This is a genomic window from Actinoplanes sp. NPDC051388, from assembly GCF_055586225.1.
Genome location: NZ_JBVJIP010000012.1, coordinates 237,697 through 262,155, shown reverse-complemented (window position 1 = coordinate 262,155; position 24,459 = coordinate 237,697). Strand labels below are relative to the sequence as shown.

Annotated in this window: 24 protein-coding genes, 1 tRNA gene and 1 pseudogene; 11 read left to right on the top strand and 15 right to left on the bottom strand. The window is 72.2% G+C overall.

Features of this window, described 5'->3' with window-relative positions:
• Positions 1-970: 970 nt before the first annotated feature.
• The 6 genes from ACZ6TI_RS29065 to ACZ6TI_RS29040 are packed head-to-tail and all read right to left on the bottom strand — an operon-like array spanning position 971 to position 7,491.
• Positions 971-1,177, bottom strand: coding sequence for a hypothetical protein (locus ACZ6TI_RS29065; RefSeq protein ID WP_465348342.1), 207 nt, complete (start codon positions 1,175-1,177; stop codon positions 971-973).
• Between the two features lie 22 nt (positions 1,178-1,199).
• A complete protein-coding gene (locus ACZ6TI_RS29060; protein WP_465348341.1) occupies positions 1,200-2,891 on the bottom strand; it encodes an FAD-dependent monooxygenase in 1,692 nt (563 codons plus the stop codon).
• 1 nt (position 2,892) lies between these two features.
• Positions 2,893-4,242 (bottom strand): M20/M25/M40 family metallo-hydrolase, encoded by a 1,350-nt coding sequence (locus ACZ6TI_RS29055; RefSeq protein ID WP_465348340.1) that lies wholly within the window; start codon positions 4,240-4,242, stop codon positions 2,893-2,895.
• Positions 4,243-4,251: 9 nt separating this feature from the next.
• Positions 4,252-5,313, bottom strand: coding sequence for a M48 family metallopeptidase (locus ACZ6TI_RS29050; protein WP_465348339.1), 1,062 nt, complete (start codon positions 5,311-5,313; stop codon positions 4,252-4,254).
• A complete protein-coding gene (locus tag ACZ6TI_RS29045; protein ID WP_465348338.1) occupies positions 5,297-5,965 on the bottom strand; it encodes a uridine kinase family protein in 669 nt (222 codons plus the stop codon). The genes ACZ6TI_RS29050 and ACZ6TI_RS29045 overlap by 17 nt, the downstream gene beginning before the upstream one ends.
• Positions 5,962-7,491, bottom strand: a complete 1,530-nt coding sequence (locus ACZ6TI_RS29040; protein ID WP_465348337.1) for a cobyric acid synthase — start codon at positions 7,489-7,491, stop codon at positions 5,962-5,964. Before ACZ6TI_RS29040 ends, ACZ6TI_RS29045 begins: the two co-directional genes overlap by 4 nt.
• 39 nt (positions 7,492-7,530) lie before the next feature.
• Here ACZ6TI_RS29040 and ACZ6TI_RS29035 point away from each other — a divergent pair, with 39 nt between their 5' ends.
• On the top strand, positions 7,531-8,472 hold the full coding sequence (locus tag ACZ6TI_RS29035; protein ID WP_465348336.1) for a cobalamin biosynthesis protein: 942 nt from the start codon (positions 7,531-7,533) through the stop codon (positions 8,470-8,472).
• A 125-nt stretch (positions 8,473-8,597) separates the two neighbouring features.
• On the opposite strand, the gene ACZ6TI_RS29030 is transcribed toward ACZ6TI_RS29035, so the two are convergent.
• Positions 8,598-9,296, bottom strand: coding sequence for a single-stranded DNA-binding protein (locus tag ACZ6TI_RS29030; RefSeq protein WP_465348335.1), 699 nt, complete (start codon positions 9,294-9,296; stop codon positions 8,598-8,600).
• 179 nt (positions 9,297-9,475) lie between these two features.
• Here ACZ6TI_RS29030 and ACZ6TI_RS29025 point away from each other — a divergent pair, with 179 nt between their 5' ends.
• From ACZ6TI_RS29025 to ACZ6TI_RS29015, 3 genes are all read left to right on the top strand, one after another.
• A complete protein-coding gene (locus ACZ6TI_RS29025) occupies positions 9,476-10,495 on the top strand; it encodes an alpha/beta hydrolase (protein WP_465348334.1) in 1,020 nt (339 codons plus the stop codon).
• A 20-nt stretch (positions 10,496-10,515) separates the two neighbouring features.
• Positions 10,516-10,588: transfer RNA gene (locus ACZ6TI_RS29020), tRNA-Arg, on the top strand.
• A 96-nt stretch (positions 10,589-10,684) separates the two neighbouring features.
• Positions 10,685-11,023: a hypothetical protein gene (locus tag ACZ6TI_RS29015; RefSeq protein ID WP_465348333.1), complete on the top strand. Its 339-nt coding sequence runs from the start codon at positions 10,685-10,687 to the stop codon at positions 11,021-11,023.
• On the opposite strand, the gene ACZ6TI_RS29010 is transcribed toward ACZ6TI_RS29015, so the two are convergent.
• Genes ACZ6TI_RS29010 through ACZ6TI_RS28990 form a run of 5 tightly spaced genes read right to left on the bottom strand, consistent with a single transcriptional unit; the run spans position 11,020 to position 15,694 of the window.
• Positions 11,020-12,195: a WD40 repeat domain-containing protein gene (locus tag ACZ6TI_RS29010; protein WP_465348332.1), complete on the bottom strand. Its 1,176-nt coding sequence runs from the start codon at positions 12,193-12,195 to the stop codon at positions 11,020-11,022. The two genes, ACZ6TI_RS29015 and ACZ6TI_RS29010, sit on opposite strands and share 4 nt — an antisense overlap.
• Positions 12,196-12,250: 55 nt before the next feature.
• Positions 12,251-13,444, bottom strand: a complete 1,194-nt coding sequence (locus ACZ6TI_RS29005; RefSeq protein WP_465348331.1) for an ABC transporter permease — start codon at positions 13,442-13,444, stop codon at positions 12,251-12,253.
• Positions 13,441-14,094: an ABC transporter ATP-binding protein gene (locus ACZ6TI_RS29000; protein ID WP_465348406.1), complete on the bottom strand. Its 654-nt coding sequence runs from the start codon at positions 14,092-14,094 to the stop codon at positions 13,441-13,443. Before ACZ6TI_RS29000 ends, ACZ6TI_RS29005 begins: the two co-directional genes overlap by 4 nt.
• 5 nt (positions 14,095-14,099) lie before the next feature.
• Positions 14,100-15,152 carry an efflux RND transporter periplasmic adaptor subunit gene (locus tag ACZ6TI_RS28995; protein WP_465348330.1) on the bottom strand — a complete coding sequence of 351 codons (1,053 nt, stop codon included), beginning with the start codon at positions 15,150-15,152 and terminating at the stop codon, positions 14,100-14,102.
• Positions 15,149-15,694 carry a hypothetical protein gene (locus tag ACZ6TI_RS28990; protein ID WP_465348329.1) on the bottom strand — a complete coding sequence of 182 codons (546 nt, stop codon included), beginning with the start codon at positions 15,692-15,694 and terminating at the stop codon, positions 15,149-15,151. Before ACZ6TI_RS28990 ends, ACZ6TI_RS28995 begins: the two co-directional genes overlap by 4 nt.
• 88 nt (positions 15,695-15,782) lie before the next feature.
• Here ACZ6TI_RS28990 and ACZ6TI_RS28985 point away from each other — a divergent pair, with 88 nt between their 5' ends.
• The 5 genes and pseudogenes from ACZ6TI_RS28985 to ACZ6TI_RS28965 form a co-directional block, all read left to right on the top strand.
• Positions 15,783-16,439, top strand: coding sequence for a response regulator transcription factor (locus ACZ6TI_RS28985; protein ID WP_465348328.1), 657 nt, complete (start codon positions 15,783-15,785; stop codon positions 16,437-16,439).
• Positions 16,436-17,542: a sensor histidine kinase gene (locus ACZ6TI_RS28980; RefSeq protein WP_465348327.1), complete on the top strand. Its 1,107-nt coding sequence runs from the start codon at positions 16,436-16,438 to the stop codon at positions 17,540-17,542. Before ACZ6TI_RS28985 ends, ACZ6TI_RS28980 begins: the two co-directional genes overlap by 4 nt.
• A gap of 9 nt (positions 17,543-17,551) precedes the next feature.
• The gene (locus ACZ6TI_RS28975; protein ID WP_465348326.1) at positions 17,552-17,848 is read left to right on the top strand and encodes a PadR family transcriptional regulator; all 297 of its coding nucleotides are present in this window, start codon (positions 17,552-17,554) and stop codon (positions 17,846-17,848) included.
• The gene (locus ACZ6TI_RS28970; RefSeq protein WP_465348325.1) at positions 17,845-18,729 is read left to right on the top strand and encodes a hypothetical protein; all 885 of its coding nucleotides are present in this window, start codon (positions 17,845-17,847) and stop codon (positions 18,727-18,729) included. Before ACZ6TI_RS28975 ends, ACZ6TI_RS28970 begins: the two co-directional genes overlap by 4 nt.
• Before the next feature lie 49 nt (positions 18,730-18,778).
• Positions 18,779-19,594, top strand: a pseudogene (locus ACZ6TI_RS28965) (glycosyltransferase 87 family protein); the annotation flags it as partial.
• A 29-nt stretch (positions 19,595-19,623) separates the two neighbouring features.
• Here the strand turns inward: ACZ6TI_RS28965 and ACZ6TI_RS28960 are convergent.
• The 3 genes from ACZ6TI_RS28960 to ACZ6TI_RS28950 form a co-directional block, all read right to left on the bottom strand.
• Positions 19,624-20,553 (bottom strand): DMT family transporter, encoded by a 930-nt coding sequence (locus ACZ6TI_RS28960; protein ID WP_465348324.1) that lies wholly within the window; start codon positions 20,551-20,553, stop codon positions 19,624-19,626.
• Between the two features lie 94 nt (positions 20,554-20,647).
• Positions 20,648-21,325 carry a response regulator gene (locus ACZ6TI_RS28955; RefSeq protein ID WP_465348323.1) on the bottom strand — a complete coding sequence of 226 codons (678 nt, stop codon included), beginning with the start codon at positions 21,323-21,325 and terminating at the stop codon, positions 20,648-20,650.
• Positions 21,322-22,485 carry a sensor histidine kinase gene (locus ACZ6TI_RS28950; protein ID WP_465348322.1) on the bottom strand — a complete coding sequence of 388 codons (1,164 nt, stop codon included), beginning with the start codon at positions 22,483-22,485 and terminating at the stop codon, positions 21,322-21,324. The genes ACZ6TI_RS28955 and ACZ6TI_RS28950 overlap by 4 nt, the downstream gene beginning before the upstream one ends.
• 144 nt (positions 22,486-22,629) lie before the next feature.
• Between ACZ6TI_RS28950 and ACZ6TI_RS28945 the strand changes: the two genes are divergently transcribed.
• Both ACZ6TI_RS28945 and ACZ6TI_RS28940 read left to right on the top strand, forming a co-directional pair.
• Positions 22,630-23,553 carry an ABC transporter ATP-binding protein gene (locus tag ACZ6TI_RS28945; protein ID WP_465348321.1) on the top strand — a complete coding sequence of 308 codons (924 nt, stop codon included), beginning with the start codon at positions 22,630-22,632 and terminating at the stop codon, positions 23,551-23,553.
• Entirely contained in the window at positions 23,550-24,341 is a 792-nt protein-coding gene (locus ACZ6TI_RS28940) for an ABC-2 transporter permease (protein ID WP_465348320.1), read from the top strand. The genes ACZ6TI_RS28945 and ACZ6TI_RS28940 overlap by 4 nt, the downstream gene beginning before the upstream one ends.
• Positions 24,342-24,459: the final 118 nt, after the last annotated feature.

Here is a 24,459-nt window from a genome sequence, read left to right as displayed (position 1 = left end):
GCCGCCGAGCCGGGCAGCGCGAGCTGAACACAACATCGGGGAGAACCCGCGACAGACCACCGAACCCGCGAAGCACGAACCGAACACGACCTCGGGCAGAACCCCGCGACAGACCACCGAACCCGCGCAACGCGAACTGAACACGACGCCGGACCTGGCCGCCGAGCCCGCGCGACAAAGGGCGAAGGCGAACGCGAGGCCACGCCGAGCGTGAGTGGGCAGCTTGAGGTCGGACCGAGCGCGGGGTGAGCAAGCCAAAGCGCCAACGCTGGTGAACCGCCAGAGCGTCGCTGGTGGACAGGGTTACGGCTGCACCGAGACCGCGGCGATCACAAAGAGAGCCCGGCCTGTGATCCGTCGCAGCCAACCGCGACGAAGGCAGACAGGCAAGCCCCGGCACGCTCCCCCGTGAAGCGCGCCGGGGCCCATGCCCGGTCCGGGGCGGCGAGGCCGTCGGACCGACCGCCTCGGGGCGGGGCTGAGGTGGTGGGTGGCCGGGCTCGCCCGGTGGACGGCGGGCGGCCAGGCCACCCATGGGGTGGGGGTGGAGCATGACGGGCGCCGCGGGGACATGCGGCGGTCCGTCACCGACCCGGCCGGGCAAGCCGGGACGACTATGTGCGGGACGACAGGGTCAGGTCTGATGTGGATGGATCGGCCGCCGCCGTCGGGGCGGCGTCCCGCTGCGGCAGATTCGAACCGGTGACGCCGGCCGCAGGCGCCGGACGGCTCTCGGGTGGCTTCGATGCTGGGGACTCGCGCTGCGGGTTGTCCGGAACGGTTGGTGCTCGGCGATAGGACGGCTCGCTGATCAGCGGCGGCTGGTCGAAAGGGTCCGGGGGCCGTGGGGTGAAGAAATGGAGGCCGGACAGGGCCAGGTGGAACGAGAAGGATCTGGCTGAGCGGGAACGTGAAGCGTGGATCGGCGGCGGGCGGAAGAAGAGGAACGCCAGGAGGCGGCGTCGGGGGGTCATGCGGCCGTGGGCTCGACCACGCGGAAGCCGCGGGCTCGGACCGCGTCGGCCACGCGGCTCAGCTCGGCGTCTACCTCGCACAGAGCGGCGGACAGCTCGGCCAGGTGATCATTCAGCGCGATGTCGTCCCAACCCGAGACGTCCACATCCACCAGCGCGCCGACGGCGGCGCGGAGTCGCGTGATCAGTTCATTCGAACGCATGTTCGAATCCTATCAGGAGTGATCACACGAGCAAGCCCAGATCACCCATCCGTGTGGAGAACTCCGCGAGGGCCGTGGACGGGGGTGCCGCGGCCGCCACGAAACCGTCCGGCCGCACGAGATAGAGCAGGTCAGGGCGCAGAGGGGTGTCCGGAGCGGCAGGGAAAGAAAAGTACGGCAGGGACAACCCCGCCGAGCCAGGAGACGACGACGGCAACGACACGAACGCCTGGGCCTCGGACCCCGAACCCATCGAATCCGCGGACGAAGCGGTCGACAACGAAGGAGCCGGGGACTCCAACGCAGCGGAATCCGCGGACGAAGCGGTGGACGGCGGAGCCGAGGGCTCCAACACCGAATCCGCGGACGAAGCGGTCGACAACGAAGGAGCCGGCGGCGGAGCGGAGGGAGAGGAAGGGGGCTCTGCGGCCGGCGGGGAGGACGGGGTGGGTAGCTGTGCGCCGTACCCGTGGATTTGCCATTTCAGGGCTTTCAGTGGGGCGTAGTTGTCGCCTGTCCAGGGCAGCCGGCGGCCCACCACCGGGTGTCGGGGCGCGTCGGGCGTCAGGCGGTAGTGGATGCGGATCTGGGAGACGTATTCGAAGAAGCGGGAGCGCGGCGCCACCCGCACGCCCAGCGGCGCGGCCAGCGGGACCACCAGGCGGCGGGCCAGGCGCTGGGCCGGCTTCTGTGAGGTGACCAGGCCGAACAGGCGATCCGTCGTCGCCACCAGCATCTTGGCCACCGGGCGGCGTTCGGCTTCGTACCGGTCGAGCCACGCCGAGCTTGCTCGGCCGCGCAGCGTGTCCGCCAGTTTGAAGGCCAGGTTGTGGGCATCTTGCAGGCCCGTGTTCATGCCCTGGCCGCCGACCGGCGAGTGCACGTGCGCGGCATCGCCGGCCAGGAAGAACGGTCCGTCCCGGAAGCACGACGCCACGCGGTGATGCACCCGGTAGGTCGCGAACCACCGGCTGCCGCCATAGGTCACCGCGAAGTTCTCCTTCAGCCGTGGCCGCAGGTCCTCCTCGGTCACGTCGTCGTCCTCGATCAGGCCGATCAGCCGCCAATTGCCGCGACCCCGCATCGGGAACGCGATCAGGAACTCCGAGCGTCCGGGCCGGACGTTGATCGCGTTGCTGACCAGCCCGCCGGCTCCGGTCGCGTCGATCACGTAGAACCGGTGCGGGTTCGTCACGCCCTCGAAGTCGATCTCGCGGGAGCGGCGCACGATCGAGTTGGCGCCGTCCGCGCCGACGCAGAAGCGCGCCCGCACTTCTTCGCCACCGACCGTGGCCACGACACCGTCGTCCCCGGAAAGGGAGAGGGCGGAAAGCGACGCGCCCCAGCTCACGTCCGCGCCGAGCGCGCGGAGATTCGCATAGAGAAGCTGCTCGTTGCGGCTCTGCTCAAGAACTTCAATCCACGGGTACGGGGTGAGCCCCGCCCCCGCCGCCCCCAGCGGAATCCGACCGAAGACCCGGGCACCGAATCCGGGCGCCAGCGCCGTGGCGCGCTGAGCCTGCCCGACGACGTCCAGCCCGAGCTGGTCATAGATCTCCAGGCTGCGCGCCTGCACCACAAGCGCCCGCGACTCGCGCGTCGGCCCTTCCTTGCCGTCCGCGACAAGCACGTCGACGCCGAGCTTGACCAGCCAGTTGGCCAGCATCAGCCCGGTCGGCCCGGCGCCCGCGACGAGCACCTCGCAGGTCTTCATCTCACGTGCCGAGCGAGGCCACGTTGCGCAGCAGCAGGGCCTCGGCCAGGCAGACCCGGGCGAACTCGCCCAGGTGCAAGCTCTCGTTGGGCGCGTGCGCGCCGGCGTGCGGGTCCTCGACGCCGGTGACCAGGATCGCCGCCTGCGGGAACAGCTCCTGGAACGTGGCGATGAACGGGATCGAACCGCCCACGCCCATGTCCACCGGCGCCACCCCGTCCCACGCCTCGCGGAAGGCGGCGCGGGCGGCGTCATAGGCCGGGCCGGTCGCGTCGATCACGCACGGGTTGCCGTCGGCTTCCAGCGTGACCTCGACGTGCGCGCCCCACGCCACGTATTTCTCCAGGTGGGCGCGGACCGCCGCATAGGCCGACTTGGGGTCGTCGCCGGGGGCCAGCCGGACGCTCAGCTTGGCCTTGGCCGACGGCTGCAGCGCGTTGGCCGCCTCGAGCGTGCGCGGCGCGTCGATGCCGAGCACCGCGATCGACGGCTTGGTCCAGATGCGGTCGGTGATCGTGCCGCCGCCGGTCATCCGGACGCCGTCGAGCATGCCGGCCTCGTGCCGGAATCGGTCCTCCGGGTAGTCCACCGACGCGCCCTCGCGGCCGATCAGCCCATCGACCGCGGGTTCGCCGTTGTCGTCGTGCAGGGTCGCGATCAGCCGGGCCAGCACGGTCAGCGCGTCGGGCACCGGCCCGCCGAACATGCCGCTGTGCACGGCGTTGCGCAACGTCTTTACCTCGACGAACAGGTTGACCAGACCGCGCAGCGAGGTGGTCAGCGCCGGCACGCCGATGTCCCAGTTGCCGGAGTCGGCGATCACGATCACGTCGGAGCGAAGCTCCTCGCGGTGGTTGGCGATGATCTCGTCGAGGGACTCGGAGCCGTATTCCTCCTCGCCCTCGACGAACACCACCACACCGACCGGGAGCTGGTCACCGAACGCGCGCAGCGCCGCCACGTGTGCCATCACGCCGGCCTTGTCGTCGGCGGCGCCGCGACCATAGAGCCGGCCGTCACGCTCCTGCGGCTCGAACGGGTCGCTGGCCCACAGCGCGGGGTCGCCGGCCGGCTGCACGTCGTGATGCGCATAGAGCAGCACGGTCGGCGCTCCCGGAGGCGCGAGCTTGCGGCCGATCACGGCCGGCTGACCGGCTCCCCGGACGATCTGCGTGTCGAGGCCGCACCCGCGCAGCAGCTCGGCGACCGCCTGCGCGGACCGCTCCACCTGGGAGTGGTCGAAGCCCTCGAACGCGATGCCCGGGATGCGGACGAGGCGCTCGAGATCGGCACGGACACCGGGCATCTCGCGTGCCACGGCGGCACGCAGATCGTCGTCAGAAAGGGTCATGTGCCGACTCTATGCCGGGGGTGTGTCATCCTCCTGGCGACCTCGCCCGGACGCCCAGTCACGGGCGCCGCGGGCGGCGGATCCGGCCAGGTCGGCGGCGCCGTCACCGAAGCGGCGAAGCAGGTTGACCAGCGGATCCTGCGAGTTGTTGAAGTCTTCGCGGTAGGAGTTTGCCGCGGCCTTGACCTCTTCGGAGACCGAGGCGTTGCCGTCGCCGTCGCGCCGCGGGTAGTCGCCCTCGAGGATCCGGGCGTATTCCCCCGAGTCGATCCACCTGCGCAGGTCGGCGGCCCGGGCCACCGGCACCGGGTGGCTGCTGTAAACCGTCATGCCCAGCTTGAGGAAGCTGTCGCGCAGGTCGCCGCCGCCCTCGTATTCAGCCGCCTGCTCGAGGAACGCGGCGGTGTCGATCTGGGTGAGGTCGCCGCCGCCGGCCAGCTTCATCAGCAGGCGGGTGGAGGCGGCCGGGTCCTGGCCGGCAAGCAGGCCGGCGCGGTCGGCGGAGAGCTCGGCCTTGCGCCACCACTCGAACATCGCGGCGATGATGGCCCGCAGCGCGATCGCGCCGATCGGCAGCCAGCTGATGTTCACCGCGAACCGGGTGAGGATCATCATGATCGTCTTGTAGACCGCGTGACCGCTGCGGACGTGCCCGATCTCGTGGCCGAGCAGCGCGCGCAGCTCCTCGTCGTCGAGCTTTTCCACCGCCCCGGTGGTGATCACGATGAACGGCTTGTCGATGCCGATGGCCTGGCCGTTGATCATCGGGTCCTGCGTCACGAAGAGCTTGGGCAGCTCGGCCACGTCGAGCGTCGCGGCGGCCTCGGTGAAGCGCTGGTAGACCCGCGGGTATTGCCGATGGTCGACGCGGATGGCGTTGGCCAGGAAGGCGAGCCGGAAGGCCCGCTCGTTCCACATGCCGAAGAACGCCTTCACCACGTCGTCGAACCCGCGGAGCTCGCGCAACGCGGTCAGCGCGCCGCGGTCGGCCGGGTGCTCCCAGGCCCGCGAGCTGATGCCGGTCAGTGTGACCCGGCGCCGGGCCGGGCGGTTGTCATCCTCGGTCGTCATCGTCCCCACCCCGTCCTCGCCGCGTCTGCGACTGATCGTGGCCTAATCCGCCGGGCAACCGCCAGAGCCTTTCGTATCGCTCCTGGTCGACCATGGTCGCGCCGTCGACCAGGACGTCGGCGTGCGCTGCGGTGTCGTCGTCGGCGAAATGCCGCTGTTCGGCAAGCCGCCAGCGCTCAAAGTACGCCGCGAATGCAACATCGTGTCCCCCGTCGCGGGTGACGACCCGTTCGACGCACAGATGGCCGGGCGCGGTGACGAACACCGCGAGGCTGGTCTCGGGCCGGATCGCCGAGCGCGCCGCCGACACCCCCTCGAGGATGACCACGTCGGCCGGCTCGACCCGGACCACCTCGTCGCCGAACCCGCCGAGCACCCAGTCGTAGCGGCGGAACTCGCCCGGTTTGCCCGCCCGCAGCGGCATCAGCACCTGCTCCTCGAGCCGATGCCAGAAGGCGAACTGGTCGTCCCAGCCGTCCAGCAGGTCGTCGGTGTGCACCACCTGAGCGCCCACGGCCGCGCCCAGCCGCTCGGCGAACCACGTCTTGCCGGCCCCGCTCGGCCCGTCGACGGCGACCAGCCGGGTCTCGCCCAGGCGTGGAAGCACGGCCCGGACGGCGGCGGCCAGGTCGGCGAAGCGCTCGGCGGTCACGGCGCACCGGGCGGGAGCACGGGCAGGCCGGCCGGGGCGCCGCTCTCGATGAGGCGCCACAGGGCGTCCGTGTCGAGGTGCTGCTCGACCAGGTCACCGAGGACGTCGAGGGCCTTTTCGCGTACGCCCGCGAAGCTCGTGTCCGGCGCGACGGTGAACCCGTGACGTCCCGCCTGCGCGGCCGCGGCGGTCAGGAAGCGGCGCCGGAACTCGTCGCACTCGAACGCGCCGTGCCAGTGGGTGCCGCTCACCGGTCCGGCCACGGCGCCCTCGCCCCGGCCGTCCGCATAGCGCAGGAACGGCTGGCCGGCCGGGCCGGACGAGACGTACCCGTGGTGGATCTCGTAGCCGTGGACCGGCGCGCCCTGCGCGTGCCCCTCCGATCGGGCCAGCGTCTTGCGGCCGGCGAAGGTGACCTCGACCGGCAGCAGGCCCAGGCCGGGGACGCTGCCCCGGCGGCTTTCGACGTCGTCGTGGATGGCGCGGGAGAGCATCTGGAAGCCGCCGCAGATGCCCAGCACCGGCTTTCCCCGGGCGGCGTGCTCGAGGATCGCGGCGGCCAGCCCGGTCTCGCGCAGCCAGGCCAGGTCGCTCACGGTCGCCTTGGAGCCGGGCAGCACCACCAGGTCGGCGTCGGCCAGTTCGGCGGGTTCGACGGTGAGGCGGACGCGCACTCCGGGCTCGGTGGCCAGCGCCTCGGCGTCGGTGGCGTTGGAGATGCGCGGCACCCGGACCACCGCGACGCGCAACCACTCGCTGCCGCGCGGCGGCCCCGGCCGGCCCAGCACCCGGCCGTAGGCCAGCGAATCCTCCGCGTCGAGCCAGACGTCGAGGTGGAACGGGAGCACGCCGTGCACCGGCCGGCCGGTGACCTTGGTGATCATGTCGAGGCCCGGACGCAGCAGGCCGAGGTCGCCGCGGAACTTGTTGATCACGAAGCCGGCGACCAGAGCCTGGTCCTCGGGGCTGAGCAGGGCGACCGTGCCGAACAGGGCGGCGAAGACACCACCGCGGTCGATGTCGCCGACCACGATGGCCGGCAGCCCCGCCTGGCGGGCCAGGCCCATGTTCACGAAGTCGCCGTCGCGCAGGTTGATCTCGGCCGGGCTGCCCGCGCCCTCGCAGATCACCGCGTCGTATTCGGCGCGCAACTCGGCCAGCGCGGCGTGCGCGGTCTCGGCCAGCCGCGGCCGCAACGACCGGTAGTTGCCCGCGGTGACCGTGTCGATCGCCTCGCCCAGCAGCACCACCTGGCTGGAGAGGTCGCTGCCCGGCTTGAGCAGCACCGGGTTGAACCGCAGGTCCGGCGCGACCCCGGCCGCGGCGGCCTGCATCGCCTGTGCCCGGCCGATCTCGCCACCACGGCCGTCCGGACCGACCACGACGACCGAGTTGTTCGACATGTTCTGCGCCTTGAACGGCGCCACCTTGACCCCGCGGCGCCGCAGCCACCGGCAGATGCCCGCGGTGAGCACACTCTTGCCGGCATCGGAAGTCGTGCCCGCCACCAGAAGCCCGCCGCTCACTTCTTCAAACTAGCCGACCGGTCCGGGCAGACTGGCAGCGTGATCAATGCCGCTGATGCCGCCGGGCTGGCCGCTGGATATGTGCTCGACATGGCGCTCGGTGACCCACGGCGGTGGCATCCGGTGGCCGGCTTCGGGCAGGCGGCCGGCGCCCTCGAGCGGCGGATGTACGCGCCGAACCGCCGGGCGGGCGTGGCCTTCACCGCCATCGCGGTCGGGGTGCCGGTGCTGGCCGGCGTGGCCGCGGCGGTGGCGACCCGGCGGCGGCCGGTGGCCCGGGCGGTGCTGACCGCGGCGGCGACGTGGACCGCGCTCGGCGGGCGGACGCTGCGCCGGGAGGCTCGGACCATGGCGGGGCACCTCGATCGTGGTGACGTGGCGGCGGCTCGGGGGCGACTCGGGCATCTGTGCGGGCGCGACCCGTCCGCGCTGGACGAGTCGGAACTGGCGCGCGCCACGGTCGAGTCGGTCGCCGAGAACACGTCCGACGCGGTGGTGGCGCCGCTGCTGTGGGGTGGCGTGGCGGGGTTGCCGGGGCTGCTGGGCTATCGGGCGGCCAACACGCTGGACGCGATGGTGGGACACCGGTCGAAGCGCTACGAGCGGTTCGGGGCGGCGTCCGCGCGGCTCGACGACGCGCTGAACCTGGTGCCGTCGAGGGTGACCGGGTTGCTGACGATCGGGCTGGGCGGGGCTCCTCGGGAGACGTGGCGGGTGTGGCGGCGCGACCGCAACGACCACCCCTCGCCCAACGCGGGGCAGTGTGAGGCGGCGATGGCCGGGGCCCTCGGGGTGCGGCTGGGCGGGCGGAACGTCTACTTCGGGCGCTCCGAGGTGCGGCCGCTGCTGGGTGACGGGCCACGACCGTCCGCGGGCGACGCGAGACGGGCCGCCCGGGTGTCCGGGGTCGTGGGCGCGGCGGCCGCCGTCCTGGCGATCGGCCTGGCAGTGGTGCGGGCCTCCGGGTCGGCGCGGGCCTGAGCGAACCCGGCCGACCCGGAAGCCCCCTTTCTGGTGGACGCGCGGCCATGCCGGGGGCGGCGCATCCACCGGGGCCGCCGCTCCGGGGGTTGTCGCGGGGGCTGTTTCACCCGGAGCGGCGGCGGTCAGGCGGCGACCGGCTGACGCCGCCGGCGCGGCCGCCGCGCGGAGGCATCGTCGAGCCGCTCCACCTCGATCTCGACCTCCGGCGCAGGCTCAGGTGCGGGCGAAGGCGCGGGCGCCGGCGCGGGCTCGGCGATCTCCTTGTCGAACGGCTCGAACCCGCCGCCGGCCAGCACGGTCGCCGGATCCTTGCCGGGCTGCTGCTCGACGAACGCCGGCTCCTCGGTGTCGTCCGGGATGCCCTCGCCATAGCCGATCGGCTTCTCGTCCAGCGCCTCCGCCGTCTCGCCGCGGACCATCCCGTCGGCGTCGTCGGCGGTGGTGCTGACGCTGGCGGATCTGGTGCGGAAGAGCTTGGTCCGGCCCCGGGACAGGTCGTGCCCGACGGCGACGGCCTCCATCTCGAACGAGACCCGCGGGTTGTTGTCGGCGTCCACCCAGTCGCGGGTGTAGAGCCGGCCCACCACGACGATCGGGTCGCCGACCGTGATCGAGGCGCCGACGTTCTCGGCGAGGCGGCGCCAGCAGTTCACGCGTACCCGGAGGGTGTCGCCGTCGACCCACCGGCTGTTCTCACGGTCGAAGCGGCGGGACGTCGACGCGACCCGGAAGTTGGCGACCAGCGTGTTGCTCTTGGTGGTGCGCCGCCACTCGGGCGCGGTCAGCACGTTGCCGACGATCACGATGGGGGTGTCGTACACGATGAATCGGTCCTCTCGTCTGTTGGCTTGCTTGCGGGGAGGACTCTGGCGGGCCGGGCCAAGATCAGGACGAGGAAATCCGGCACGGCTGTGGACAACGGCGGATTGTGGACAGGGCCGCGAGCCGCAATGGATCTGCTATGGCGCGGGGACCCGAACCCGTGGGTAACCTGTCAGGCGTGGAGACGGATGTCCTGGGTCAGCCCTACGAACGGCACACCATCGACCTCGGCACGGACGACGAGGGTCCGGTCATCGCAACCCTCGTGCGCCGCCGGGCGGAGACGCCGAGCCGGCGCGCGGTGCTCTATGTCCATGGCTTCGTGGACTACTTCTTCCAGACCCATCTGGCCGACTTCTTCGTCGAGCGGGGCTGGGATTTCTACGCTCTCGACCTGCGCAAATACGGCCGCAGCCTGCTCGAGCACCAGACCCCGAACTTCTGCCGCAGCCTGACCGAGTACTTCCCCGAGCTGGACGAGTCGGCGCGCATCATCCGGGAGGTCGACGGCCACGATCAGATGCTGGTCGTCGCGCACTCGACCGGCGGCCTGACGACGTCCCTGTGGTCGCACGCGCGGCAGGGCCAGGGTCTGGTCGATGGCCTGGTGCTGAACAGTCCGTTCTTCGACTTCAACAAACCCTGGCTGGTACGCCACGCGGTGGGGATCGCCTTCGCCGCGACGAGCAGGCGCACGCCCTACCGCAAGCTCCCGGTCAGGGCCGTGGGCGTCTACGGCCAGAGCCTGCACGCCGAGCACCGCGGCGAGTGGACCTACGACCTGGCCTGGAAACCGTTGCTGGGCTTCCCCGTGACGGCCGGCTGGGTGGCAGCGATCCGCCGCGGCCAGCAGCGGCTGCGGCACGGCCTGGACATCGACGTCCCGGTGCTGGTGGCCTGCTCGACGAGGACGTTCCGGGGCAACCAGTGGACCGACGACGCCCGGTTGACCGACGCGGTGCTCAACGTCGACCACATCGTGAAGTACGCGCCCCGGCTGGGCTCCCGCGTGACGATCACCCGCTTCGACGGCGGCATGCACGACCTGACGCTGTCCGGAAAGGACGTCCGCGCCGAGCTGTTCCGCGAGACGGCTCGCTGGGTGGACGCGTTCGTCCCGGCCCCCGACACGCCGCAGGTCGACGTCCCACCGGCACCGGAGGACAAGGCGGACGACATTACGTCGGCAACCGCCTAGTATGTGCCTGCCAGCACCAGGCGCTCGTAGCTCAGCGGATAGAGCACCGGACTTCTAATCCGACGGTCGCAGGTTCGAATCCTGCCGGGCGCGCCCCGTTTCCGCAGGTCACCACCGCAGAAAACGGCCGCGAGGTTTCCGATCTTCAGCTGTTCCGGTGACCCGCCCGGGCGAGTAGGTTGACCAGCTGTGACGTCGCCACTGCACGCCGAGCAGCCGAGCCCGGTCGCCGCGATCGTGCTCACCGTGCTCCTGCTGCTCGGTTCCGGCATCGGCGCGCTGTTCTGCCTGTTCGTGCTGCCCTATGCCAGCGACGCCTGCGGCGACCAGGACCCGCACCTGATCTGCAGCGCGACCGGCCAGCAGCTGGTGTCGATCGGTCCGCTCGGCGCCGCGGTGGCCGCCACGCTCATCGCCGCCATCTCGTGTTCGCTCCGCCCGCCCTACCGCGGCCTCGGCGTGGCGTTCGGTTACCTGCTCGCCGCGGCCGCCCTGATCACGGCCTGGAGCATCGCCAACGCCGTCTAGCCGAGCCTCGGTGACCCCTGAAGAAGGGCACCGTAACTCCACCTCGCCAGGCGACCGTCGGCGAGGCCGGCCAGCTCGCCCGCGCCTCGGTGCTGCCACCGCGGGTGGAAACCCGCCAGCGCCCCGGTCCGCACGCCGGCGAACGGGTCCCAGATCTCCAGGCCGGACGGCGACGCCGCGAAGAGCCGCCGGCCCGCCGCGAACAACTCACCGTCCGGTCCCGGAAAGGCGGTCAGCTCGGTGCCGGTGGGCACGTCGAAGATCCGCACCCCGCTCAGCATCGCCCGGTCGTCGTCGCCGATGCCGCTCACCACCAGCAGGTCGTCGCCGAGCCAGCACATCGGCGAGTCCCAGTGCCCGGCGCGGTCGCAGAGGTCGCGGTATTCCGCGAGGTCGCGGTCCCACACCCGGACGATGCCGATCGGCGCCCAGATCCAGCCGTCGTCGGCGATCCAGCGCCCGCCGGGCGACAGGCTCAGGCGGCCGTGGAAATAGTCCAGCTCGTCGTCGGTCGCGCGGTGTTCCTCCCCGGTGCGCGCGTCCAGCTCGGCCAGCCGGTGCCAGTCGGTCCGCACCACCACCCGCCCGGCCGGGTCGAAGGCCAGCGAGAACGGCACCGTCCCGCACGCGTGGTCGCCGCCGTACAGCGGGCGCACGGTGCCCGCCGCCAGGTCGAGCAGCTGCCCGTGCCGCCCGTAGTCGTGGACCACCGCGGCGAAGAGGCCGTCCGGCGAGCAGTGCAGCCGCGACCCGTGCGGCACGTCGCACACGCCTTCCGGGGTGATCGCGCCGTCCTCGAAGCGGGCGATCACGCCGCCCTCGAGCAGCAGCAACCACGCCGACGTGGACATCCCGTCGATCGGCGCGACGTCCACCACCGGCGGCAGATCGACCCAGGTCACCTCGGCCGGCACCGGCTCCGGGCGGGTGCCGATGCCGGGCGAGCCGCGCCACGCGACGCAGCCGGTCTCCAGCCGCCCGAAACAGCCCTCGCAGGCTTCGACCAGCTCGGCGGTCGAGGGCGCGGCGTCGCAGCCGGGGCACAGATGGTCCGCGTCGAGCCCCCGCCCGAGCAGGTGCCGCGCATGCGGAGCGCCGGCGGTCGCCACCAGATGCCGGCACATCAGCCCGGGACCGGGCAGCCCGACGTGCCCGCACCCCAGCAACTCCACCGGCCCAGTGTGCCGGACGGCGGCCCGGCCGGTGGCCGGGCCGCCGTCGCCCGGGTCAGGCCGTGGCCAGCGCCTCGGTCGGCGACAGGCGGGCCGCCCGGACCGCCGGATAGAGCCCGGCCAGCGCTCCGATCACGACGGTCGCGCCCACCCCGCCGAACAGCACCCAGGCCGGCACCACCGCGGGCCAGCTCTGCAACATCGCGTAGCCGGCCGTCACCGCTCCCCCGATCAGCACGCCACCCGCGCCGCCGAGCAGTGACAGCAGCAGCGACTCCGCGACGAACTGGGTCCGGATCTGCCCCCGCGTCGCGCCCAGCGACCGCCGCAGGCCGATCTCGGACCGGCGTTCCAGCACCGAGATCACCATCGTGTTGGCCACCCCGATGCCACCCACCAGCAACGCCACCGCGCCCAGCCCGAGCAGCAGCGCGGTGAAGGTCTGGTCGGTCGCCTCCCGCGCGGCGAGCGCGTCGGACGGCCGCGAGACCTCGACCTCGTTGGGCGAGGCCGGGTTGGCGGTCGCGGCCAGCACCGCCTGCACGGCCGCCACCTCGGCGTCCGACGAGCGCGTGTAGACCGTGGTCGCGTGCCCGTCGAAGCCCAGATAGTCGGCCGCCGCGGACCAGCCGATCAGCGCCGCCGTGTCCAGCTCGGATGCCAGCGGCACCGCCGCGAGCAGCCCGACCACCGTGAACCACCGGCCCCCGATCAGCACCGCCGGTCCCGCCTTGCCGATGCCCAGCACCTTCGCCGCCTCGGCGCCGAGCACCACCGCCGGATACTTCGCGGTGGCCGCGTTCAGCCAGGTGCCGTTGGTGATCGTGGCGCCGACCGTGGACGGCAGGTCGAGCTGCGCGGCCCGCACCGACAGGCCGCCGGTCTCCGCCTCCGGGATCCGGTCGCTGCGATAGACCTTGGCGCCGGCCACCGTGCCGACCGCCGCGACCTTCTGCACCGGGCCGATCCGCGAGATCATCCCGACCGACTCGTCCGGCAGGTAGGCCTCGTCGCCGAACATCGTCTTGCCGGGCCCGACGGTGAGCAGGTTGGTGCCGAGCGCGGCCAGCCGGTCGTCCAGCTCGGCGCGGCTGGACGACGAGATGCCGACCACCGCGGTCATCGCCGCGATGCCGATCGCGATGCCCAGCGCCGAGAGGAAGGCGCGCAACGGCCGGGCCCGCAGACCCGCTCCGCCCACCCGCATCACGTCCCGGGCGGCGAGCCGGGCCGGGATCAGGCGGCTCATCGGACCACCCGCCCGTCCCGCATCGGCACCTGCCGCGGCAGGGTGTCCGCGATCTCCCGGTCGTGGGTGATCACCAGCACCGTGGTGCCGGCCGCGTGCAGCTCGGTGAGCAGCTCGATCACCCCGGCGCCGGACGCGGTGTCCAGGTTGCCGGTGGGCTCGTCGGCGAGCAGCAGCGTCGGCTCCCCCACCACGGCGCGCGCCACCGCGACGCGTTGCCGTTCGCCGCCGGAGAGCTGGTGCGGGCGATGGGTGAGACGGTCACCCAGGCCGACCCTGATCAGCGCGGCCTCGGCGAGCCGCTTGCGCTCCTTCTCCGGTACGCCGGCATAGAGCAACCCGTCGGCCACATTGGTCACGATGTCCCGCCCCGGCGCCAGGTGGAAGTGCTGGAACACGAACCCGATCCGGCGGGCCCGCAGCGCCGACAGCTGCCGGTCGGAGAGCACCGAGATGTCGTACCCGTCGATCCGGATCGACCCGGTGGACGGCCGGTCCAGCGTCCCGATCAGGTGCAGCATCGTGGACTTGCCGGAACCGGACGGCCCGACGATGGCCACGAACTCGCCGTAGTCGATGTGCAGGCTCACGTCGTCCAGCGCGGTCACGCCGCCCGGATAGGCCTTGGTCACCCGGTCCAGCTCGATCACCCCGGTCACGCCGGCACCCCCACCACGGTGCCCTCGGCGATGCCCGTCCCGGACACCTCGACCTTGCCGTCGGCGAACAGGCCGGTCTCCACCGCGACGATCCGGGTGGCGCCGCCCTCGACGACCTCGACGCCGTAGCCGCCCTCGGCCAGCGCGAGCAGCGCCGCCACCGGCACGGTCAGCACGTTCTCGGCCTTGGACGCGGCGAAGTCGACCTCGACCGACGCCTCGTCCAACCCCTTCGGCTCCTTGCCCTTGGGGAACGTGATGGTCACCTCGATTCCGGTGGAGTCCGGTTCCTGGCCCTCGCCCGGCACGACGACGGTCTCGGCGGACGCGATCTTGGCCGGGGTGGTGCCGCCGTCCGGCAGGGTGACCTCGACCGCCCCGCCCTTCTTGACCAGGCGCTGATCGTCGATCTCGAGCTCGACCACCGCCACCCGGGCGGTGCCGGTGGTGGTGAGCACCTCGGCGCCGGGCTGCACCTGGTCACCGGAGGCGACCTGCCGGCTGTCCACCCGCACCGGGCCGGCCGCATAGACGATCCGCGCCGGGTCGACCGAGCCGGTCTCCGCCACGCCCAGGTCGTCCTGCCACTCCTCGACGGCCTCGGCGGTCGCGGACGTGAACTCCTTGTCCACGGTGAAGCCGCGGTAGCCGAGCGCCCACAGGTTCTGCTCGAACTGCTTTACGTCGCGGCCCTCGTCGCCGGAGCTGAGCTTGCGATAGGCGGGCAGTTTGCCGTAGAGCAGCACGATCGGGTCGTCGTCCACGCGGTAGAGGGACTTGCCCCTGGTCACGATCGAGCCGTTGGCGGCCAGGCCGGTGACCGTGCCGGATGTTCGGGCGGCGATCGCGGTCGTGTCCCCGTACCCGAGGTCTCCGTTCTTGGTCTCGCTGTCGATCAGCGTGCCGCGCTCGACGGAGGCCGTGGCCGGCGGCATCGCGGTGGTGTTCCCGGTGCTGCCGTCGGCTTCCGGCAGGTTGTAGACGATGCCGGCGGCCGCGGCGGCCCCCACGGTCAGCGCCGCCGCCGTGATGATCCGAGCGCGCTTCATCCTTCGCTCTCCGTGTTTCGCTCTTCCTTGGCGCCGTCCGGCGCACTGGGCCGGAACTGCGAGCACGCCTGGTCGGCCTTCTTGAACTCCGGCGAATCCGGCTCGAAGGCCAGCTGGCCCTGCTTGATCTCCATGCCGCCGTCCGCGCTGGGGTCCGGGAAGCCGGTGATGCCGTTCTCCCGCATGCACTTGGCGAACTTGCGCATCTGGGCCTGCATCGCGGGATCGAGCTTGGGCGGCTCGCCACCGTTCGGCAGGTACTGCTTGCAGGCCTTCATGGCCGCGTCGACCTTCGCCTTGTCGGTGCCCTTCGGGATGCTGATCGTCACGCCGCGCGCGCCGGGTTCGGGGTCCTTGAAGAAGGTCAGCCCGTTCTCGCGCATGCACTGGGCGAACTTGAGCTGATCGCCTTCGCTGGGCTCACTGGACGCGGAGGCGGTGGGTGTCGCGCCGCCGTTGGCGGTGGCCACCCCGGGAGTCTCGGCGGGTCCGCCGCAGCCGGCCAGCGCCAGCAGTGGGATGAGTAGCAATGTCTTCCGCATGTCGCCCAGTCAAGGAGGAAGGCCGTTTCCCGGGCGTCAGCGAAAACGATGACGCCCAATTGACGTCACCGTCGGTCACCATAGGGGCATGCGGATCCTGGTGGTCGAGGATGAACGCCTGCTCGCCGACGCGGTGGCCGAGGGGCTGCGGCACGAGACGCACGCCGTGGACGTGGTCTACGACGGCGGCGCCGCGCTGGAACGTGCCGGCGTGAACGACTACGACGTGGTGGTGCTCGACCGCGACCTGCCGGTGGTGCACGGCGACGAGGTGTGCCGGCGACTGGCCGCGCTCGACGGCGAGGCCCGGGTGATCATGCTGACCGCGGCGAGCACGGTCGACGATCGGGTGGACGGGCTGGCGCTGGGCGCGGACGACTATCTGCCGAAGCCGTTCGCGTTGCGCGAGCTCACCGCCCGGGTGGTCGCGCTGGGCCGCCGGTCGCGCCCGGCCGCGCCGCCGATCCTGCGCCGGTCCGGGATCAGCCTCGACCCGCACCGGCGCGAGGTGTTCCGCGACGGCCGCTACGTGCCGCTGTCCCGCAAGGAGTTCGCGGTGCTGTCGGAACTGTTGCGGGCGGACGGGACGGCGGTCTCCGCCGAGCTTCTGCTGGAGAAGGCGTGGGACGAGAACGCGGATCCGTTCACCCACGCGGTCCGGATGACGATCCTCAAGCTGCGCCGGAAACTGGGCGAACCGCCGGTGGTGCTGACCGAGCCGGGAGTGGGGTATCGGATCCGATGAGAGCACGCCTGACCCTCGTCTACGGCGGCCTGTTCCTGGTCGCCGGCCTGGTCCTGCTCGCCTTCATCTACGTGCTGGTGCGCCAGCAACTGCCGGGGGACCTGAAGTTCGCCGTCGTCCGCGGGATGCCGCCGGATGCGGGGGTGGCCGCGTCGCCGTCCGGCGAGACGGTCCAGCAGTTCACCGGCGAGGCGCAGAGCAGCGTGCTGAACACGTTGCTGACCCAGGGCTTGATCGCGCTGATCGTGGTGGCGGCGATCGCCATCGCGCTGGGCTGGTTCATCGCCGGGCTGATGCTGCGGCCGCTGCATCAGATCACCGAGACCGCGCGGCGGATCGCGGACGCGCCGGCCGCGGACGGGCGGCTGCGCGAGCGCATCTCGATGAGCGGACCGGACGACGAGATCAAGCAGCTGGCGGACACGTTCGACCTGATGCTGGCGCGGCTGGACCACTCGTTCGACGGGCAACGGCGGTTCATCGCGAACGCTTCGCACGAGTTGCGTACGCCGCTGACCCTGAACCGCACCCTGATCGAGGTCGCGCTGACGCCGCCCGAGGTGTCCCCGGAGATGCGGCAGCTCAGCCGCACCCTGCTGACCATCAACGAGCGCCACGGCCGGCTGATCGACGGGCTGCTGATGCTGGCCCAGTCGGAGCGCGAGCCGGGCACGCTGTCCTACGTGGACCTGGCCGACATCGCCGATCACGTGGCGAACGGCGCGGACACGAAGCTGGCCGAGGCGCCCACCGTCGGCGATCCGATCCTGCTGGAACGCCTGGTGCAAAACCTGATCGAGAACGGCGAGCGGCACAACGTGCCGGCCGGCTGGGTGCGGGTGGTCACCGGGCGGGTCGGGCCGTCGGTGTTCGTGGAGGTCAGCAACAGTGGGCCGGTGGTGCCGGCGTACGAGGTTGAGGGCCTGTTCGAGCCGTTCCGGCGGCTCAAGGGCGACCGGCTGGCCGCACCCGGCGCCGGGCTGGGCCTGTCGATCGTGCGGGCGGTGGCGCGAGCGCACGGCGGCGAGGTGAGCGCGGTGCCCCGGCTGGAGGGTGGCCTGGTGGTCACGGTGGCCCTTCCGCGGGCGGGCGACCCTATGTAGCATGCGTACATGCCTCGGATGACGGCGTCGGTGCTCAAGGTCGTGGCGGCGATGCTGGCCGCCGGCGGCGAGGAGCGTTATGGGCTGCAGTTGATGCACGCCACCGGGCTGCCGAGCGGCACGCTCTATCCGATCCTGGTGCGGCTGCAGCGGGCCGGCTGGGTCGAGTCGCGGTGGGAGGAGACCGATCCGGCGGCCGAGGGCCGTCCGGCGCGGCGTTACTACCTGCTCACCGACGAGGGCGCCACCGAGGCGCGTCGTGAGGTGGCGGCGATGCACGCGATCACCAGGGTGCGGGAAGCATGAGCCGGCTGGCGCGCGCCGCCGTCCGCCTGGCCGCGTGGCAGCTCTCCTCCGCCGAACTGCGCGACGAGTGGCTCGCCGAGTTGTCGTTCATGGCAGATGATCGGCAGCGGTTGTCGTTCGCGGCCGGCTTGCTCGTGTCCCCCACCGGCATGGCGACCGCGGGTGGCGTCACTCTGCTGGCGGCGGCGCTGGCCAACGTCGTGCACACCGGCGGTCCGCTCCTGATGATCGCCGCGGCCGGCGTGATGGTGCTGGTCGGCCTGCGGATCCGGATGTCTCCCGCGGTCGCCGTGACACTGCTCGGGCCGGCCCTGTTCGCGTTCCTCTTCATCGGCAACGAGGTCGCCGTGATGCCGTTCATGGGCTTCGTCGACGTCGCGCCGGCCGCTCTGGTGTGGACGGCCGGCCTGCTGGCCGTCGTGCGCCTGGCCCGCGGCCCGATCGGTCTCGTGCTCGGCGGGCTGGGCGTGCTGTCGGCCGCGACCATCGCCGGGTCGCTGCACGCCGCGCATGTCCTCGGCCTCAGCCTGTGGTCGGCCCCGACCTGGCTGCCGCGGGCGTTGTGGGCGCCGGACTCCATCCTCTTTGTCCAGAACGCCGCCGCGATGGTCGCTCCGATGCTGCTCAGCGCGGTCTTCGTGGGCACTCTCGCGCTGCGCGCCGAGCCGGGGGGCGCCGCGCTGCGCTCGTCGCGCTGGCAGGTGGTGGCCGGTCTGGGCGGCGCGCTCGCGGGCTTGTCGGTCTGCCGGCTCACCACCGAGTGGGGTACGGGCGCCGGCGCCGCGTTCGGCTTCGGATTCGCCGCCGGGGTGCTCGGGCAGGCCGCGGTGGCCGTGCTGGCGGCGGTGCTGGCCGCCCGTCTGGCCGAACCGGCGGTCTGAGACGAACTCGTGATCGCGGCCCCGCCAACCCCTATGTAGAGTTTCTACTATGAGGATCACCTGGGCAGCTGCCGTGATCGCCGGATTCGTGACCGGCTGGGCCGCACTCACCCGACCGGCCGCGATCCGGCTGGCCGATCTGCAGGTCTATGTCGGCGCGGTCCAGGCGCCGAGCCTCTACGACTTCAGCCGCGGCGACGCGCCGTTCACCTATCCGCCGTTCGCGGCGCTGCTGATGCGCCCACTCGCCTGGCTGCCGCCCGGCCGGCTGCAGCTGATCTGGACGCTGGCGAGCCTGGTCACCGTCGCGGTGCTGGCCACGATCCTGCGGCCGGGCCGCGCCGGGCCGCTCGCGCTGGCCCTGATCCTCTCCGCGCCGGTCTCGTCGGATCTGCGATATGGGCAGGTCAGCCTCTTTCTGGCCGGCCTGATCGTGGTCGACCTGCTGGTCCTGCGGCGCACCCGGTTCGCCGGGGTGCTGATCGGGCTCGCCGCCGCGATCAAGCTCACGCCGCTCATCTTCATCCCGCTGCTCTGGTGCGCGGGCCGGCGGCGCGCGGCGATCACCGCGGCCGCCACGTTCGCCGGGTGCGCGGCCCTGGCGGCGGTCGCGCTGCCCGGCGACACCTGGCGGTTCTGGACGTCGGAGGTCTTCCAGGTGAGCCGGCTCGGGCACATCACGTCGGCCGGGAACCAGTCGCTCAACGGGATGCTGCTGCGGTTCGGCGTACCCGAGGACTCTCGATTTTGGGTTGTCTTGATCGTCGGCGGTGGCGTCGCGGCGGTGGCGTTGTGGCGAGCCACCCGGCTGGCCCGCGACGGCGAGTGGCTCGGCGCGACGATCGTGACCGGGGCGGCGAGCGTGGTGCTGTCGCCGGTGTCCTGGACGCACCATCAGATCTGGCTGGCGCTGGCCGTCCTGCTGCCGATCCGCCCGGTGTTCCGGATCGTGGCGCTGGCCGTGATGGTGCTGCCGGCGACGGCCATCGACTCTCCGCTGTGGACCAACTCGCGGCTGCTGCTGGCGGTCGCGGTGGCCGCGGTGATCCCGCTCTGCCGGCGGGAAAGACCGACCACGCCGATCGCGGCGACCGTGCCGGAGAGCACCGCCAGCACGATGCCGGTGGCGCCGAGCCGGAACCCCTCGCCCAGCACCAGCACGCCGACGGTCGCGGCCACCGCCGGGTTCGCCACGCTGACCATCGCCAGCGGCGCGGCCAGCCCGCCACCCTTGTAGGAGGCCTGACCGAGCAGATATCCGGTCACCGCCAGCACGCCGACCACGGCGATCCCGGCGACCGTCAGGTCCGCGAGGGCGGCCTTGGTGATCACCGACGAGACGCCGAAGGCAACCCCCGACGCGCCGGCCAGCAGCACGCTGCGGGTCACCGGCGACGACGACTGCCAGGCGGCCATCACCAGCGCGACCACCGCGGCGACCGTGACGAGCAGCAGGTAGCGGCCGGAATCAGCGGTCAACGTGACCGCGTCGGCCGGCGTCTCGGCGAGCGCCATGATGCCGGCCAGACCGGCCACCGTCAGGCCGGCGTCCCGCAGCGCGCCCGCCGAGATCGTGGTGCGGGTGCGCAGCGCGGCGATCGGCAGCGCGAAGAGCAGCGTCACCGTGCCGAGCGCCTGCACCACGCCGACCGCGCCCACGGTCAGCGCCACCGTGTGGATGCCGCCGCCGAGCACGGTCAGCCCGACCGAGCCGGCCCAGCGTCCCCAGCCGCGGTGGCCGAGGGCGGCCAGTCGCTCCTGCGCCACCGCCGCACCCGCATAGCAGGCGGCGGAGACCAGTGACAACGCGATGGCCCATCCCATGCCCTGAAGCCTTCCGGATGCCGCCGGTCGCGTCGTCCTCCTGGAAGAGGCGATGTCCCGTACTTCCCCCGTAGTAGATGACCCGGAGGGCCTCCTACTTTGGTAGGTCCCCGGGTCGTACCAGGCCACTCTGGTAGGCGATGACGACCAGTTGCGCCCGGTCCCGCGCACCCAGCTTCGTCATCGTCCGGTTCACGTGGGTCTTGACGGTGAGCGGCGACACGTAGAGCTTCTCCGCGATGTCGTCATTGGACAGACCCTCGGCGACCACGGCCAGCACCTCGCGCTCGCGGTCGGTCAGCACGTCCAGCCGGGTCGGCGCGGTGAGCGGGCCGGGCTCGGGCTGGCTCAGGAACCGGGCGATCAGGCTGCGGGTCGCGCCCGGCGACAGCAGCGCCTCGCCCGCGGCGACCAGCCGGATCGCGTCCAACAGGTCGGCCGGCTCGACGCCCTTGTTCAGGAAGCCGCTGGCGCCGGCCCGGAGCGCGCGCAGCACGTTCTCGTCGATCTCGAAGGTGGTCAGGATCAGCACCCGCACGCCGGCCAGGTCCTCGTCCGCGGTGATCAGCCGGGTCGCCTCGATGCCGTCCAGCTCGGGCATCCGGATGTCCATCAGCACCACGTCGGCGCGGTGCTTGCGGGCCAGCTCGAACGCCTCGCGGCCGGTCGTCGCCTCGCCCACCACCTCGAGGTCGGGCGCGCTGTCCACCAGCACCTTGAAACCGGCCCGGATCAGCGCCTGGTCGTCCGCGAGCAGCACCCGGATCGTCACGACTTCGCCTCCGCCGGCAGGTAGGCCTCCACGATGAAGCGGCCGTCGCCACGGGCCTCCCGCAGTGTGCCACCCACGGCGGCCGCGCGTTCCCGCATCCCGATCAGGCCGTGCCCGGTGCCGTCCGTCTCGGCTCCGATCGCGTTCCAGACCTTGATCGCGACGCCGGCCCGGGTGAAGCTCAGGGTCAGGTGGGCGGCGCCACCCGCGCCGTGTTTCTGCGCGTTCGTCAGCGACTCCTGCACGATCCGAAAGGCCGCCAGGTCCACCGGCGCCGGCAACGGCCGTGCCTCGCCCTGCTGGTTGTGCTCGACGCTCAAGCCCGCTGCGGCCAGCGAGTCCAGCAGGCCGCCGAGGCGGGCCAGGCCGCGGGTGGGTTCGGCGTCGTGCGGGTCGCCCGGCTCGCGCAGGACGCCGAGCAGGGTGCCGATCTCGTCCAGCACGGTTCGGGCGGCCTGCCGCACGTGGGCCAGCGCGGTCTCGGCGGCGTCCGGCTGGGTGCGCAGCACGTGCGCGGCGACGCCCGCCTGCACGTTGATCATGGCGATGTTGTGCGCCACCACGTCGTGCAGCTCGCGCGCGATGCGTACGCGCTCCTCGACGACCTGGCGACGTGCCTCCTCGTCGCGGCTCTCCTCGGCGCGACGGGCGCGTTCCTCGATCGCCGCGACATAGGCCCGCCGGGTCCGCAGCACGTCGCCGACCGCGACGGCCAGGCCGGTCCAGGCCAGGATGCCGATCGTCTCGGGATCGATCCACGAGTCACTGGTGAAGATCGCCGAGCCCAGATAGAGCAGCAGCCCCACCACGCCACCGGTGATCCAGGCCGTCCGGCGGTCGGCGGCCAGCGCCAGCGTGCAGGCCGCAATGAAGGTCGCCACCAGCAGCGGCGTGCGCGGCCCGTCGGCCACGATCACCCCGAACGCCGCCGCCGTGCCGAGCAGCAGCACCACGGCGGGCCACCGCCGGCGCAGGGCGATCAGCACGAAGACGACCAGCGCGATCGCGAAGTCGCCCGCATTGGGGTCCCGTGGCTCCTTGTGCGGGCCCGGGCCCACCGCGACCATCACGATCGACATCACGGCCACCAGCAGACCCAGCGCGGCATCCGCGATCAGCGGATGCGCGGCGAGCGCGGCGCGCACGCGGGAAGGGCCCATGTCACCGACGTTACGGGACGGCCTGCCGGCGCGGCGTCGTCCGCGCACCGTACGCGCGAGGCGGGGCCTACCGCGCCCGTGGTACGCAGTGATGCCCGCGCCCGGACGACGCGGATTCGCCGCCGCCGAGACCATCGTTGACCCATGATCGAGGTACTCGAGCTCACCAAACGCTACGGCGACAAGACCGCCGTCGACGGGTTGACGTTCACCGTCCGCCCCGGCATCGTGACCGGCTTCCTGGGCCCGAACGGCGCCGGCAAATCCACCACTATGCGCATGATCATGGGGCTGGACCGCCCCACCTCCGGCTCGGCCACGATCGGCGGCCGCCCGTACGCGAAGCTCGACGCCCCGCTGCACGAGGTCGGCGCGCTCCTCGAAGCCCGTGCCGTGCATACCGGGCGTACCGCCCGCAACCACCTCCGCGCGCTGGCCGCGACCACCGGCATCCCGCGCTCCCGGGTCGACGAGGTGATCGACATGGTCGGCCTGCACGACGTGGCCGACCGCCGGGCCGGCGGCTTCTCGCTCGGCATGGGCCAGCGTCTGGGCATCGCATCCGCGCTGCTCGGCGACCCCGGCATCCTGATCCTGGACGAGCCGGTCAACGGCCTCGACCCGGAGGGCATCCTGTGGATCCGGCGGCTGATGCAGCGCCTGGCCGCCGAGGGCCGCACGGTGTTCGTGTCATCGCACCTGATGAGCGAGATGGCGCTGACCGCCGAGCACCTGATTGTGATCGGCCGTGGCCGCCTGATCGCGGACGCGCCGGTGCACGAGTTCATCGACCGGGCCGCGCGCAACACCGTCCGGGTCCGATCCCCGCAGGCGGTGGAGCTCTACGACCTGCTCACCGGCCCCGGAATCACCATCACCAGCGTGGGCCGAGGCCTCTTCGAGGTGGCCGGCGTCGACGCCGACGTGATCGGCGACCGAGCCGCCGCCCACGGCATCGTGCTGCACGAACTGGCACCGCAGCAGCCGTCCCTGGAGGAGGCGTTCATGGCGCTGACCGCGGACTCCGTCGAATTCGGGGTCTCCGACCTGGTGGGGGCGACGGCATGAGCACCATGACGCTCTCCCACCGGGAGCCTCGGGTCACCACCCCGCGGGTGATCCGCTCCGAGTGGATCAAGTTCTGGTCGTTGCGCTCAACCACCATCACCCTGGTCGCGGCGGTGGTGGTCTACATCGGCATGGGCCTGCTGGCATCGTCGCTGTTCGGCTCGTCCTCCGACCCCGGCGCGGGGTCGGACCCGACCGGAATCAGCCTGGCCGGCACGACGTTCGCGCAGCTGGTGCTCGGCACGCTGGGTGTGCTGCTGATGGCGGGCGAATACGGCACCGGCATGATCCGGGCCACACTGGCCGCGGTGCCGGCCCGCCTGCCGGCGCTGTGGGCGAAGGCGGCGGTCTTCACCGCGGTGGTCTTCCCGCTGATGCTGGCCGCGTCGTTCGCCGCGTTCCTCGGCGGCCAAGCCATCATCGGCGACGCCGGCGCCGCGCTGTCCGACGACGGCGTGCTGCGCGCGGTGTTCGGCTCGGCGATCTACCTAACCGGCGCCGGCGTGATGGGCCTGCTGCTGGGCGCGCTGTTGCGCTCGACTCCCGCGGCGATCACCACGCTGTTCGGCGGGTTGTTCCTGCTGGAGGGCGTCGTCCAGCTGCTGCTGCCGCAGAGCTGGCAGGACAGCGTCGGCGGCTACCTGCCGTCCACCGCGGGCGGCGCGTTCGCCGAGGTCACCCAGCAGACGGGCCACCTGAGCCCGTGGGCCGGCCTGGCGGTCTTCCTGGGCTATCTGGTCGCCCTGGGCGCCGCCGCGGCCTACCGACTCAAACGCCAGGACGCGTGACCCACCCCGAGGGGGGGGGGGGGGGCCGGGGGACACCTGGGGGGGTTTTTTTTTTTGCCCACACCCGCCACACCCCCAAAAGAAGGGTCACACGGCCCCACACGCGGCCCCCGCATGC